General features: G+C 42.0%; 10 protein-coding genes and 1 pseudogene. 9 read left to right on the forward strand and 2 right to left on the reverse strand.

Annotated features, from left to right (window positions below; translation table 11 throughout):
- The first annotated feature begins 24 nt into the window (after nt 1-24).
- The 5 genes and pseudogenes from ACHAL6_RS04455 to ACHAL6_RS04475 all read left to right on the forward strand — a co-directional run bounded on the left by ACHAL6_RS04455 (nt 25) and on the right by ACHAL6_RS04475 (nt 5,351).
- Complete coding sequence (locus ACHAL6_RS04455; RefSeq protein WP_395269040.1) at nt 25-1,236, forward strand: NAD(P)/FAD-dependent oxidoreductase; 1,212 nt, start codon at nt 25-27, stop codon at nt 1,234-1,236.
- A complete protein-coding gene (gene aroH / locus ACHAL6_RS04460) occupies nt 1,233-1,589 on the forward strand; it encodes a chorismate mutase (protein ID WP_395269041.1) in 357 nt (118 codons plus the stop codon). Before ACHAL6_RS04455 ends, aroH begins: the two co-directional genes overlap by 4 nt.
- 213 nt (nt 1,590-1,802) lie before the next feature.
- Nucleotides 1,803-3,730 (forward strand): annotated as a pseudogene (locus ACHAL6_RS04465) (bifunctional 4-hydroxy-3-methylbut-2-enyl diphosphate reductase/30S ribosomal protein S1).
- A 123-nt stretch (nt 3,731-3,853) separates the two neighbouring features.
- The gene (locus tag ACHAL6_RS04470) at nt 3,854-4,393 is read left to right on the forward strand and encodes an ECF transporter S component (RefSeq protein WP_395269042.1); all 540 of its coding nucleotides are present in this window, start codon (nt 3,854-3,856) and stop codon (nt 4,391-4,393) included.
- A gap of 73 nt (nt 4,394-4,466) precedes the next feature.
- On the forward strand, nt 4,467-5,351 hold the full coding sequence (locus ACHAL6_RS04475; RefSeq protein WP_395269043.1) for a GNAT family N-acetyltransferase: 885 nt from the start codon (nt 4,467-4,469) through the stop codon (nt 5,349-5,351).
- A gap of 61 nt (nt 5,352-5,412) precedes the next feature.
- Here the strand turns inward: ACHAL6_RS04475 and ACHAL6_RS04480 are convergent, their stop codons facing one another.
- Both ACHAL6_RS04480 and ACHAL6_RS04485 read right to left on the reverse strand, forming a co-directional pair.
- Entirely contained in the window at nt 5,413-6,609 is a 1,197-nt protein-coding gene (locus ACHAL6_RS04480; RefSeq protein WP_395269044.1) for a pyridoxal phosphate-dependent aminotransferase, read from the reverse strand.
- A 39-nt stretch (nt 6,610-6,648) separates the two neighbouring features.
- A complete protein-coding gene (locus ACHAL6_RS04485) occupies nt 6,649-7,836 on the reverse strand; it encodes a PLP-dependent aminotransferase family protein (protein WP_395269045.1) in 1,188 nt (395 codons plus the stop codon).
- A 273-nt stretch (nt 7,837-8,109) separates the two neighbouring features.
- Between ACHAL6_RS04485 and miaB the strand changes: the two genes are divergently transcribed.
- The 4 genes from miaB to miaA all read left to right on the forward strand — a co-directional run bounded on the left by miaB (nt 8,110) and on the right by miaA (nt 14,918).
- Nucleotides 8,110-9,447 carry a tRNA (N6-isopentenyl adenosine(37)-C2)-methylthiotransferase MiaB gene (gene miaB / locus ACHAL6_RS04490; protein WP_395269046.1) on the forward strand — a complete coding sequence of 446 codons (1,338 nt, stop codon included), beginning with the start codon at nt 8,110-8,112 and terminating at the stop codon, nt 9,445-9,447.
- 127 nt (nt 9,448-9,574) lie between these two features.
- Nucleotides 9,575-12,145, forward strand: coding sequence for a DNA mismatch repair protein MutS (mutS, locus tag ACHAL6_RS04495; protein WP_395269047.1), 2,571 nt, complete (start codon nt 9,575-9,577; stop codon nt 12,143-12,145).
- The gene (gene mutL / locus ACHAL6_RS04500) at nt 12,145-14,001 is read left to right on the forward strand and encodes a DNA mismatch repair endonuclease MutL (protein ID WP_395269048.1); all 1,857 of its coding nucleotides are present in this window, start codon (nt 12,145-12,147) and stop codon (nt 13,999-14,001) included. Before mutS ends, mutL begins: the two co-directional genes overlap by 1 nt.
- The gene (gene miaA / locus ACHAL6_RS04505) at nt 13,998-14,918 is read left to right on the forward strand and encodes a tRNA (adenosine(37)-N6)-dimethylallyltransferase MiaA (protein WP_395269049.1); all 921 of its coding nucleotides are present in this window, start codon (nt 13,998-14,000) and stop codon (nt 14,916-14,918) included. The genes mutL and miaA overlap by 4 nt, the downstream gene beginning before the upstream one ends.
- Nucleotides 14,919-14,998 lie beyond the last annotated feature (80 nt).

Genomic DNA, 14,998 nt, shown 5'->3' on the forward strand with positions numbered 1-14,998 from the left:
CTGATTCGATAAGGACGTGAATATATGAATGTAGTAGTTATTGGTGGTGGTCCTGCAGGAATGATGGCTGCCATTAAAGCGGCGCAGAACAAGAAGCATCATGTAACGCTTCTGGAGCGAAATGAAAAACTGGGAAAAAAACTGTTTATAACTGGTAAGGGAAGATGCAATGTAACAAACAGCAGGGATATCAGTGATTTCTTCGAATTCATTCCCAGGAACCGAGAGTTTTTATATAGTGCACTCTATACTTTTACCAATGAACATCTCATGACTTTTCTTCAGGATAAGGGATTACCGCTAAAAGTGGAAAGAGGAAACAGAGTGTTTCCGGTTTCAGATAAGTCTTATGATGTAATACAGGTTCTGAGAAATGAACTGAATGATCTGCATGTTGATATACGACTTCATACAAAAGTGGAAGATCTCATTGTGGAAGACAGCACAATCAGATCACTGATCACCAATAAGGGTGTTATATCCGCTGACTGGTATATTTTTGCCGGAGGTGGAAGTTCCTATTATGGAACGGGATCTGATGGGAGTCTTCATAAGCTCATCGAGAAGACAGGACATACCATCACTCCGTTGAAGCCGTCTCTGATTCCACTGGTCTTAAGAGAAGGATTTCCCAAAGAACTTCAGGGGCTCAGTCTCAGGAACGTCAGATTCACATTGAAAGAAGGCAGGAAAGAACTCTTTACAGAAATAGGGGAGATGCTGTTCACACACTTCGGAATCAGCGGACCACTGGTGCTTTCGGCATCCGCATATTATAAAGGTGGGGATGCTTCAGGAAGTATTGACTTCAAACCTGGTCTTGATCTGAAGGAACTGGACAACAGACTTCAGCGTGATTTCATGAAATACCAGAACAAGGATTATAAGAATTCCTTGTCGGATCTTCTTCCTTCCAAACTGATCCCGATCATTATTGCAATGTCAGGGATAGATCCGGATAAGAAATGCAACAGCATTATAAAAGAGGAAAGAATGAACCTTGCAAGGTTACTGAAAAACTTTGAAGTGCATATCAATGGAACCAAATCCATCAATGAGGCAATCATCACAAGAGGTGGTGTTGAGGTGAAGGAAATCGATCCAAGTACAATGAAATCCAAGTTAATCAGAAACTTATCCTTCGCAGGAGAAATAATCGATGTTGATGCGGTGACAGGCGGATATAATCTGCAGATCGCATTTTCAACAGGATATCTGGCAGGTGAAAGCATATGATCGCCATTAGAGGAGCCATAACCATTGAACAGGATACACCTGAACAGATCAAGGATGCCACATTAGAACTTCTGATTGAAATAATGAATAGAAATCATCTGGATTCAGATAAAATGGTGTCGGTGCTTTTTACAGCCACCACAGATATAAAAAGTGCCTATCCCGGGAAATTTATGCGGGAAGGATTGAATATTTACGATACAGCGATACTTCATTTCCAGGAAATGAACGTGGAAGGTTCTCTGCCTCTATGCATACGTGTTCTCATACATTATAATGATGATATTGAAGCATATCCTATCTATTTAAGAGGAGCAAAAGTCCTGAGACCCGACTTACATGAACTGCTATAATTATGAAAGTGGTTATTGTCGACTATATAGGTAGAAAATGTAGCTAAAAAAACTAAAATAGAGTATAATATTTAAGGTAACGTTTATGTATAATTGTTTTTTGTATTTGTACTTTTTATGAATAACGGGAACAACTAGTGAAGAGCCTTTTTATCACTTCACTATTTGTGTTATAATTTGGTATGTGAAGACAATTATAGGATTAGGAGAGAAATGAGAGAAGTAATTCGTGCAAAGAACTCCGGCTTCTGTTTTGGAGTGGAACGTGCAGTAAATGAATCATTCGGCTTCATAAGGTCTGAAGGAAGAATTGTAACATTAGGGCCACTGATCCATAATACTGACGTGACAAATAAACTTGCTGAAAAAGGAATCAATGAAATCTCCATAGATGAAGTTCCTTTGCTCAGTGAACAGGACACAGTCATAATTAGAACTCATGGAGTTTCCATGGAGGTCTATGATGAACTAAAGGCAAGAAAAGTGGAAATCATAGATTTAACTTGTCCTTTTGTTATAAATATTCAGAAGAAAGTCAGAAAATATCATGAAGAAGGGTATAAGATCGTGATTCTAGGTGATGAGAACCATCCAGAAGTCATCGGGATAAACGGATACTGTGAAAACAGTGCTTATATCACTAAAACTGGGGATTTAGACATTCATCTGAAAGGCAAGTTTTGCGTGGTCGCACAGACTACTGAAAAACAGGCCAACTGGATTAAGCTCATAAACAATATTGCTGGTGCTGCCAAGGAATTTATCGCTTTCAATACAATATGCAAAGCGACAGAGGACAGACAAAAGTCTGCTGAAGAACTTTCCCGGGAAGTTGATGCAATGATTGTTATAGGAGGAAAATCCAGTTCCAACACAACAAAACTCTACGAAATTTGCAAAAGAAATTGCGACCTGACTTTTCACATTGAAAATGCGAAAGAACTGGGACCGATTAAGGAAAAAATTAAATATGCAGTGAAAGTAGGGATAACTGCAGGTGCATCCACACCAGAATGGATAATTAAGGAGGCAATGGAAAACTTATGATGGATAACAACAACATCGAAAACAACGAAAATGAAATGTCAATGCAGGATCTAATGGATCTTTATGACAAGCCAGTAAGAATCGGCCAGATCATAAAGGGTAAAATCATTCAGCTTGACGATAAAGAAGCTATAGTTGCATTAGTGGGCGCAAGCCATGACGGAAAACTGGTCATCGAAGAAGCAAATACAGGTTCTGATGAAAGTCTTACAGATGTTCTTGAATTAGGACAGGAGATTGAAGCGAAAGTGATCAGAAGACCACAGGAAAATGATTCTTTCTTTATCCTATCTATGGTAGAAATGCATAGAGAAGAAGCGCTTAAGGATTTAAGAGCAGCATTTGAGAACAACGAAACCATTAAGGTTAAAGTAAAGAATGATGTTAAGGGTGGTGTTGTTGCAACATACTTAGGCCAGAGAGTCTTCATCCCAGCATCACATCTTGAACTTCATTCTGTAAGAGATCTTTCAGTATACAGAGAACAGGAATTAGACGTAAATATAATTGAAATTGAAGAGAAGAGAGGCTCAACAAGAATTGTAGCTTCAAGACGAAAGAAACTTCAGGAAGACAGACAGTCACAGGAAGCTGCGGCTTGGGAGAACTTTGAAGTGGATCAGGTTCTTGAAGGTACAGTGGAGAGACTGACAGACTTCGGAGCATTTGTTAATGTTAACGGAGTGGACGGACTGCTTCATGTTTCAGAGATTTCATACGGCAAGGTTGGAAAGCCTAGCGATGTTCTCAAGGTTGGAGAGGAATTAAAGGTTAAGATTATTGCTCTTGACAACGAAAGAAAGAGATTATCACTAAGTCTGAAGGCATTAGCTGAAAATCCATGGAATAGAATCGAAGAGAAGTACCCTGAAGGAAGCGTAGTATTAGGTAAGGTTGTCAGATTCACAGATTTCGGTGCATTCATTGAACTTGAACCTGGCGTGGATGGACTTGCTCATATTTCACAGCTTTCACATCAGAGAGTCGAATCACCTTCAGAGGTTCTGACCATTGGTGAAACAATCAAAGTAAAGATTCTTGATTCTTCAGAAGAGAACAAGAAAGTTTCATTAAGCATTAAAGCAATCGAATAGTACGAAAAAGGTCTCAGGATTTTCCTGAGACCTTTTTTTGATGGTGAATCAGAATTCGTTGGTTCTTTTCTGTAAAAAATGATAAAGTATTATCATGATTAATATTTCTGGAGGGAGCCGAATATGAATACTTCAAAAGAGACAAACAATATGATTATCAGTGCACTGTTGCTGACGCTGGTAGTAATCATACAGATTTTAGGCAAAAACATACCACAGATCAACCAGTTTTTCGTTGGACCCATGGTCAATGCGATGCTGCTTCTGACTGTATATTTTTCAGGGGTGAAGTGGGCAATACTGGTAGGACTTCTCACTCCAGTACTGGCATTTTTCACGAATGTGCTGGCGCCCCCTATGGCGCCGTTTATTCCTTTCATCGCAGCAGGAAATTTGCTATATGTAATGGTGTTTTCACTATTCAGGAACAGAAAGAACCTTGATATCATAGGGGTTCTCAGTGCAGGCATTACTAAGTTTCTCTTTCTTTATATCAGTGCGACAGAGCTTATAAGGCTCTTTGCGCTGGGCATTCCAGAGCCGGTTAGAGAGAAACTGGCAATCACCATGGGGCTGCCGCAGCTCATTACCGCTTTAGCTGGCGGTGGTATAGCAATTACGCTTTTCAATATGCTGAAGCGAAGGATTCCATCCCTGAGATAAATCAGTTTCTTGAATCGATGGTGAATATGATATAATATGCATACGTATAAAAATCGTGAACTAGGAGTGGAGTATGGTTTTATCAGAACAATTCAAAGCCAAAGATTTGCAGACATTCAAAAACCAGCTGCTTGATTATAAAAAGTTCAATGAACTCAACGAGAACCTGTATGGTATGTATGGTAAAAGCTCTTTGTTCAATAAAATACAGTACCGTTCAGGTACGAGAATCATCACCCATCAGGATGAACCGATACTGATCATCTGGTCAGAGACAAGAAGTTATAATGTTAAAATCAGAAGCATCATACCACTGATCGATTCGGAGAAGCTCGAAAAGATTCCGCTGGATGATGTGATGGAGGTATTCAGGGACAGTCTGCCTCAGCATCTGGAGATACATCAGTTCGAGTATGTTGTGATTCGAAATGAGATCAATGATCGGATTCTTGAACTTCTGAACTTTAAAATGAGGAGAGGCATCAAAAGGATGCACATGAATCTAAGTGAGCTGATGGAACCTGCTCATCCGGTTTCAATGAAAAAGTTTCAGATTGAAGACATCAAAGCAAGAGTGGATATTCAGAATCGGATCTTTGACAATAAATACAGACTACCCATCAATTCAGCAGATATCCTCATCGAGATCTCCAAGAAATCATATATTCCTGAATTGAGCTATTTTTATCAGCATCAGAATCACTACATCGGATATGGTCAGATCAATAAAAGCGAGAATCTCTATTTTCTTGTGAATTTCGGGATTATACCCGAATATCGCCGAAGAAAACTGTCTAAGGATTTTCTGCTCCATCTTCTTCAGAAGGCCAGAGAATACGGCATTAAGGAGATTTATCTTGATGTCAATGAGCAGAATGAGAAAGCTGTCGGTTTATATGAAAAGGCCGGTTTTAAGGATAAGCAAAGCAACTGCTCCTGGCTATACTACTTCAAATAGAAAATAAGCATTATAAAACAGACAGTATTCCTACTGTCTGTTTTATAATGCTTGTTTTCTGTTATTCCTGTGTTCTTTTATATTCCTTCAATCCCAGTTCCAGAATTTCTACACCAAGTTTCAGATCCTCGATATTGATGCAGTAGGACAGGCGGACTTCATCCACGCCCAGACCTTCTGTGAAGTAGAAACCTTCAGCAGGGGCCATCATAAGTGTCGTGTTTTTATGACTGAATTCTGTCAGCATCCACTTGCAGAAGTTCTCCGCACTCTGGATCGGGAGTTTGATCATCATATAAAAAGCGCCTGCAGGTTTTTTCACCTGAACATCTTCAATGGCAGAGATTCCTTCGAAAAGAATATCTCTTCTTGCCTTGTATTCTTTCTTCACTTCATCGAAATAAGACTGTGGTGTCTCATATAATGATGCAGCGGCAATCTGTTCCAGTGTGGGAACGCATAACCTCGCCTGCGCCATTTTCATCACGGAATTGATGATCTCAGTATTCTTTGATGCGATCAGTCCTATTCTGGCCCCACACGCGCTGTATCGTTTGCTGATGGAATCGATGAGGATTACATGCTGATCGATTTCATCGATCTCCAGAGGGGAATAGGGCTTCTGTCCGTCATAAACGAATTCGCGATAGACTTCGTCGGAAATCAGAAACAGGTTATGTTCGATACATAACTCAGCGAGCATCTCGATTTCTTCACGGGTATAAACCGCTCCTGTAGGATTTGACGGATTTGAAATCAGAATTGCTCGTGTGCGGTCAGTGATGATCTCTTCAAATTTCTCTTTTGATGGAAGATGAAAGCCATCTTCACCATAGGTAGTCAGCGGCTTCACTTTGCAGCCTGCTATATCTGTAAAGGAAGAATAGTTCGTGTAGAAAGGTTCGGGTACAATTACTTCATCTTCCGGATTGCATGTTGCATAGAGTGCAAAATGAAGTCCTTCGGACCCTCCATTGGTGATGATTATATTTTCATGCTTGAAGTCTACACCAAAGTCTTTATAGTACTTGATAAATGAATCAATAAGAACAGATTCTCCTCTGGATTCCGAGTACTTCAGTACTTTGCTGTCAAAGCTGCTGATGGCTTCAAAAAACTGGGGAGGTGTTTCAATATCCGGCTGACCGATGTTCAGTCCCAATACTCTAAGCCCTTTGTTTCGAGCATCCTCAGCATAAGGTGATAATTTTCTGATTGGAGAAAATTTCATATTATTAATTCGATTGGATAGTTTCATTCGTCTTACCTCATTTCAAGTTTATACTTAATTATACACTTATTCGTAGTATTTATTAAGAACTTTGGCCAATCGCTCTATACCTGTTCTGATTTTGTCTTCAGGCATACAGGAGTAATTCAGTCTCATGTAGTTGTCGTGACCGCTTGATGCGAAGAAGGATGCACCTGGTACAAAAGCGATATTCTCTTTCAGTGCTTCCTGCATCAGCTCCTTGGTATCGATGTCTTCCCGGACGGTTACCCAGGTGAACAGACCACCTGTTGATTCCGTGAATGTGATATCTTTATGAAAGGTCTCTCTCATTGTATCGAGCATGACATTTCTTCTCTTCGAGTAGACATCAATGATCATTTGGATGTGCTCGCTCAGGTCGTATCTAGACATATACTCTGCAGCGATTCTCTGGTCCAGAGAAGATGTCTGCAGATCTGCTCCTTGTTTCACCTGAATGAATTTGTTGATGATCGCAGGGTTCCCCACAACCCAACCGATTCTCAGACCAGGTGTGAAGGTCTTGGAGTAGGTTCCCATATAGATGACGCGGCCTTCGGTATCAAGAGATTTAATAGGATCCAGCTGCTCGCCGTCAAAGCAGAGTTCAGCATATGGAGAATCTTCTACAACAATCAGATCATATTTATTTGCGATATCAATGAGTCTCTTCCTTTTTTCCTTCGACATGGTGATTCCTGAAGGATTCTGATAATCGGGAATCGTGTAGATGAATTTCGGTCTTACACCACTTTCAAGAACCTCTTCCAGCTTATCCATATCCATTCCATCTTTCTCTAGAGGGATTTCAGTGTACTTGGGATCATAAGCAAGAAATGCGTTCAATGCACCAAGATAGGTAGGAGACTCAACAATAATGGTATCGCCTTCGTTGATGAACATTTTTCCTGTAAAATCCAGTGCCTGCTGAGATCCGGATGTGATTGCGATTTCATCCAGGTTCGCTTTTATGTTTATCGGATTCAGTCTCTGAGATATGATGATTTCTCTTAATTTCTTCAATCCTTCGGTAGGGCTGTACTGCAGAGCAGCTTTGCCTTCCTTTAAGACAACATCCTTAGATACTTCAGCAATCTTTTCCAGAGGGAAAAGCTCTGCAGCCGGTAGCCCGCCGGCGAATGAGATGATATCCGGCTGAACTGTAAGTTTCAGTAGTTCACGGATTTCTGAAGCTTTAATTCTATTTGCGCGTTCTGAAAATTCTATTTTCATATTCCACCCCCATCATAATTACATGATAAGTATAAACGTTTACAAAAAATACTTCAATAATGATAGAACATTAACAAAGTGACATCAATCAGCACAATTCAATGTAATTTATTGAATTATTAGCTGAAATAACTTACTTTTATTAATGAATGGAATTAGCAGAGCTACTTTTAATTATTTATTATATTCGCTATAATAGAAATGTTGCGTAAGTGTATGAAAATTGTCTACGTCAGACAATACGTTGATATAGAGTATAAGAAGGAGAAATTTATGTTGAAAAAGAAATATCTTATAGAGACATGGGGATGTCAGATGAACGAGGAAGATTCGGAAAAGCTGGCTGGAATGCTCAAGAGTCTGGGTTATGAAGAAACGTTGTTCCGTGACAAAGCCGATGTGATCATATTCAATACCTGTGCCGTAAGAGAGAATGCGGAACTGAAAGTATACGGCAATCTGGGCGCATTGAAAGCGATCAAAAAGAATAATCCGGATATGATTCTGGCGGTCTGCGGCTGCATGATGCAGCAGAAAGGAATGCCAGAGGAAATCCTGAAGAAATACAAGCATGTGGATATTGTATTCGGTACACACAATGCGCATAAATTTCCGGAGTATCTGGAAAGAGCGAAATCGGAAAATGCTCAGATCTGCGAGATTTATGAGAAAGAGACGGAGATCGTTGAAGGGATTCCGATCGTGAGAGACTCTGCTGTAAAGGCTTTTGTCACGATCATGTACGGCTGCAACAATTTCTGCACCTTCTGCGTGGTTCCATATGTAAGAGGAAGAGAAAGATCCAGAAAACCGGAAGACATTCTGAATGAAATAAGACAGCTTGTATCCAAAGGCTACAAGGAAGTGACTCTTCTGGGTCAGAACGTGAACTCCTATGGACTCAATCTGGAAGAGAAAGTAAGCTTCGCCTCGCTGCTTAGAATGGTCAATGAAGTCCCGGGTCTGGAACGCATACGATTCATGACACCACATCCGAAGGATCTCCATATGGACGTGATAATGGCCGTCAAGGAATGCGATAAGGTTGTAGAACAGATTCATCTGCCGGTTCAGAGCGGATCTACTTCACTGCTCAAGAGAATGAACAGAAGCTACACCCGAGAAGATTATATGCGTATCGTGGACGAGATCAAAAGAGAGATTCCTGGGGTTGCGATTTCAACTGACATCATTGTAGGGTTCCCTGGTGAAACTGATGAGGATTTTGAAGAAACGCTGAGGCTTGTTGAAGAAGTGAAATATGATTCCGCCTATACATTCATCTATTCCAGAAGAAAGTACACACCGGCAGATCGCATGAAGGAACAGATTCCAGAAGAAGTCAAACATGAAAGATTCAACCGGCTGGTGGAAGCGGTTAACCGGAATGCCATAGCCATAAACAAGACTTATCAGGATCAGATTGTGGAAGTGCTGGTGGAAGGACAGAGTAAAAACAATGAGGAATACATGCAGGGAAGAACAAGAACAGGAAAAGCTGTGAACTTCCCCGGTGATGAATCACTTACAGGAAAACTTGTTCAGGTGCTGGTGACGAAAGCAAGATCTTTCAGCTTAATGGGAGAGTTGCTGGAGAATCAGAACGAGTAAAAAAGGCCAGAAAACATCCTCTTTATCTGGAAGAGGATGTTTTTGCTATACTGGAAGATATCTGAAGAAAATTTAAGATGCTTTTGGTATACTGATAAGTAGATGATTTAACGGAGGAATGAATATTATGGGATTAACACCAATGATGCAGCAGTACTTTTCCATAAAAGAGAATCATAAAGATTGCATCTTGTTTTACAGGCTGGGTGATTTTTATGAAATGTTCTTTGATGATGCGGAACTTGCATCAAAAGAACTGGAACTGGTTCTAACAGGAAGAGACTGTGGGCTGGAAGAAAGAGCCCCCATGTGCGGAATACCTTATCATGCGGCCAATGGATACATCGGCAAACTGATAAAAAAGGGCTATAAAGTAGGAATCTGCGAACAGGTGGAGGACCCCAAGGAAGCGAAAGGAATCGTAAAGCGTGACGTGGTAAGAATCATCACGCCGGGAACAATGCTTGATGAAAACTTCATGGATAACAGACGGAACAACTATATCATGGCTGTGACGGATACAGGGGAGCGTTACGGACTGGCTTTCTGTGATATTTCCACTGGAGAGTTTCAGGGAACCTTCATAGAGAAGCGTCTGGTGCTTCTTGACAATGAGATCAGTAAGTTCTCTCCTACTGAAGTAGTGGTCTCCGATCCTGTGATCAGCGAACACTTAAAGGATAAGTGGAACATACTGATCAACATACGCGAGATGCAAGACGCTGTGGATAAAAGCGCAGTTCAGAGCTATTTCAAAAGTCTGTCCGGAGGATACAATTCCGTGGTGGCTTCAGCATCCAGCATGCTTCTTGCGTATCTTGAAGAAACGCAGAAAACCGCGCTGACCAATCTGACCCATCTGGAGATCTACAACACCGAAGACAGCATGACCCTTGATGTGAATACCAAGCGCAACCTGGAACTTACGGAGAATATCGTGGACAAGGGGAAGCGCGGCAGCCTGCTTTGGGTTCTTGACGACACTTCTACAGCCATGGGCTCCAGGAATCTGAGAAGATGGGTGGAGGCTCCTCTGGTGAACAGAGATATGATTGCAAGAAGACTGGATGCCGTGGAAGCGGTTTTTAGCAACATCAACCTTCTGGAAGACCTGAGAGAGGCATTGAAAGGAGTATTCGATATTGAAAGAATCGTATCGAAGATTGCTCTGAAATCCGTGAATCCCAAAGAGATGCTAACGCTGAAGAAATCTCTGGGCAATCTTCCGGCCATCAAAAACCTGCTTGCTCTGATCGATTATGGAGAGCTTTCAAGACTGGTCAGTAAATTTGATACCCTAACCGATATTCACGATCTCCTGGAGCAAAGCATGGAGGAGGATGCACCGATGTCCATGAAGGATGGGGGTATCATCAAGAGCTCCTTCAATGTGGAGATTGCGGAACTTCGGGACATCAGAATCAACGGTAAGAAGTGGATTGCCGAGATGGAGCAGAAGGAAAGAGAGTTTACAGGAATCAAATCACTTAAAGTCGGATACAACAAAGTATTCGGATACTACATAGAAATCTCCAAATCCAATTACAGCAATATTCCGGAAGGAAGATACATCAGAAAACAGACTTTGGCCAATGCGGAAAGATTCATTACGGAAGATCTTAAAATCATCGAGGATAAGATCCTTGGCGCCGAAGAGAAACTGGCTGCACTTGAATACAGAGTCTTCGGGGAAATCAGAACTTCCATCGAACTGGAGATTGAAAGACTGAAACAGACTGCAAGAATCATTGCAGATGTGGATTGCTATCAGTGTCTGGCGAAAGTTGCCAGGGACAACAGTTATGTGAAACCACATCTCAATGAGGAGGGCAGCCTCACCATTACGGAGGGTAGACATCCGGTGGTTGAAAAAATGATGCAGAAAGGAGAGTTCGTCTCCAACGATCTGACTATGAATCAGAAGGATGAAAGATTTCTGATCATCACTGGGCCTAATATGGCAGGTAAATCCACCTACATGAGACAGGCGGCGCTGATCAGCCTCATGGCGCAAATCGGATCCTTTATTCCTGCAAAATCCGCCAGCCTGCCCATCTCTGACCGGATCTTCACAAGAATCGGGGCATCTGACGACCTGGCGGGCGGAAAATCCACTTTCATGGTGGAGATGAGCGAGGTTTCAGACATTCTCATGCATGCCACAAGTGATTCTCTGATTATTCTGGATGAAGTAGGCAGAGGCACCAGCACCTATGATGGATTATCCATCGCATGGGCTGTCATTGAACATATTCTGAAGGCGATTCCAGGTGCCAAGACCTTGTTTGCAACCCACTATCATGAACTGACGGTTCTTGAAGGAGAGCTGGAAGGCGTGAAGAACTATTCTGTTCTGGTGAAGGAAGTGGGCAAAAGTATTGCGTTCTTGAGGAAGATTGTCCCTGGCGGGGCAGACGAGTCCTACGGTATTGAAGTGGCAAGGCTTGCGGGACTTCCTAAAAATCTTCTCGGACGAGCGAAAGAGATTCTAGGAAAACTGGAGAAGAAGGATGCCAAGGTGATTAAAGGAATCAGTGGGGTCAGAGAAGAGAAAGAGACCCTTCAGATCGGACTCTTCGACTTTGAGAAGGATCTGATGCTGGAAAAACTGAAAACACTTGATGTTCTGAACATCACACCTATGGAAGCGCTGAAGATTCTGCATGAACTCAATACGGAAGCGAAGGAGATGAACTGATGGGCAAAATCAATATTCTGTCGAAAGACACCTTCAATAAAATCGCTGCAGGAGAAGTGGTGGAAAGACCGGCTTCTGTGGTCAAGGAACTCATCGAAAATTCCATAGATGCAAAAGCGACGGAAATCTATGTTGAAATTCTTGAGGGTGGAGAAAAGCTTATAAAAATTGTAGACAACGGAGAAGGCATTCTGGAAGACGATATGAGAAATGCCTTTCTTCCTCATGCCACCAGTAAAATAAGGACTGCGGAGGACCTGTTTTCCATTATTACCATGGGGTTTCGCGGGGAAGCCTTATCCAGTATTTCATCTGTTTCAAAGGTCCTTATGCGATCCCGGACCAAGGAACAGGACGGACGTGAGATTCTTGTGGAAGGGGGAGAAATCCGTTATGAAAAGTTTTCTCCCATGGACCAGGGTACCCTGATGGAAATCAGGGACCTCTTTTACAATGTGCCAGCCAGAAAGAAGTTTCTGAAATCCACATCCAGAGAAGGTTCCATCATTTCGGAGATCGTATCAAAGATATCCATGGCACATCCTCAGATCTCCTTCAGACTTATGGTGGAAGGAAAAGAGATCCTCAGAACTTATGGAACAGGAAATCAGAAGGATGTCATAAGACAGGTCTATAACAAGAAGGTCTATGAAAATCTCTTTTATTTCGAGAATCATTATGATTCCTTCAGCATATTCGGCTACATAGGAAATGAGGAGATATCAAGAGGTTCCAGGGCTCATGAGACCATCTTCGTGAACAAGAGACTGGTTCAGTCCAAAGTGATCACCACGGCTGCTGAAAAAGCTTTCAAGTCCTTTGCGACGGTAAGCCGATTTCCGTTCTTTGTCATCAATATAGAGGTGTTTCCGGAAATCATCGATGTGAACATTCATCCGCAGAAGGCGGAAATCAAATTCGAGGATGAAAGCCACATTTTCAAAAGTGTTTTCGGCACCATTCATAGTGCCATGGGAGAAGGTCTGAGAGACACTTTTGCTTTGGAAGAGGAGGAAGAAAAGGAGTCCTTTGTCCAGATGAGTCACCCATCGGCAGCGGTGCCAGTCTATATCGATATTCCAGTGGATACCATGAAGCAGGTGAGTGCAGAGCAGTTTGAGCAGAAAGCGCGAAGTGATGCTGAAGAGCCGCATGAGGATGAGAAAAACTATGCTTCCTATGTAAGGTCCGATTTCAGCATCAGGGAAGAAGACAGTCCGCTGAAGAGAGAAGTCTGGCCAGAAGATTCCAGTGAGAAAGAGGAGAAGACTGCCAAATTTCCAATGCCGAAGATTATAGGGCAGTTCAGAGATACCTACATACTGACGGAGATTCATGATGAACTGTATATCTTCGATCAGCATGCAGCCCATGAAAAGATCAATTTCGAAAAGTATATGATGGACATCAGAGAAGGCGAAGTGGCTTCTCAGGGGCTTCTCATTCCTGAAATTGTCGATCTGGATCTAGAAGACCATCAGCTGTATCTGGACAACAGAGAGGTGCTCAATGAGGCCGGATTCGTCATCGAGGACTTCGGTGACCGGAGCATTTCCATTCGAGAAGTACCATTGTTTCTTGGGAAAGTGCAGGCTTCCACTTATCTTCATGAAATTCTGGATAACATCAGGAATCTGGGAAAAGGCAACAAAGAGGATGTGAAGTATCTCCGGATTGCCACTGCAGCCTGTAAAGCCTCCATCAAGGCCTATGAGCCTTTAACCATGGAAGAAATGAGATACCTCATCGATGAACTGCGATTCATAGAGGAGCCATTCACATGTCCTCATGGAAGACCTACTCTGGTGAAACTCACAGAGAAAGACATGCAGAAAATGTTTAGGAGAATTGTATGAGTACTTTAATCATTATTGCAGGACCCACAGGGGTCGGGAAAACCGAGATTTCGCTGAAACTGGCGGAAAGGATTCATGGAGAAATCGTCTCTTGTGATTCCATGCAGATTTATAAAGGAATGGACATCGGATCTGCGAAAGCGGATGAAGAGGAAAAGGGGAGAGTCAGGCATCATATGCTGGACATTGTTACTCCTTTCGATCCTTTTACTGTTTCAAATTACAAGGTTCTGGCGGAGAAGGCCATTGATGATATTCTCTCCAGAGGGAAAGTACCCATCATGGTCGGTGGAACGGGGCTGTATATTGATGCGGTGATCAAGGACCTGTCCTTCACGGAAGGCGGAAATGATGAGGCTTACAGAAAAGAGCTTGCAGATTTGTCTGAAAAGAAAGGGAGAAGCTATATTCATGAGCTGCTTCAGGAAGTGGATCCCCTTTCAGCAGAGAGAATTCATCCCAATAACCTCAAAAGAGTCATACGTGCCCTGGAAGTGTATAAGGTCACTGGAAAACCTTTTTCAAGTTTCAAAGACAGCAGCAGATTGAATCCCAAGTACGACATTCATTATTTCTATCTCAACAAGAATCGGGAAAGCCTGTATAAGGGAATCGATGAGCGAGTTGAAAAGATGCTGGACAGGGGACTGCTGGAGGAAATCAGAACATTGAAGGCACTCGGGCTCACAAAGGATTTCGTTTCCATGAAAGGAATCGGGTACAAGGAGTTTCTCAGTAATCTGGACCAGGAGATTACCCTGAAGGAGGCCACAGATCTGGTTAAAATGAGATCGAGAAATTATGCGAAAAGGCAGCTTACGTGGTTCAGAAATCATGATATTGCCAAGGAATTAAGCAAAGATCAGCTTTCGGATGAGGAAATTCTGAAAATTATGGAAAAATGCATAAATAAATAGAATGAATCCCAATAATGTATTATAATGAGACAAAAGGATATATAAAAATACATTTAGCAGATCACAGGTTGGGGGAATGA

Source organism: Proteiniclasticum sp. C24MP, from assembly GCF_043951855.1.
Classification (GTDB): domain Bacteria; phylum Bacillota; class Clostridia; order Clostridiales; family Clostridiaceae; genus Proteiniclasticum.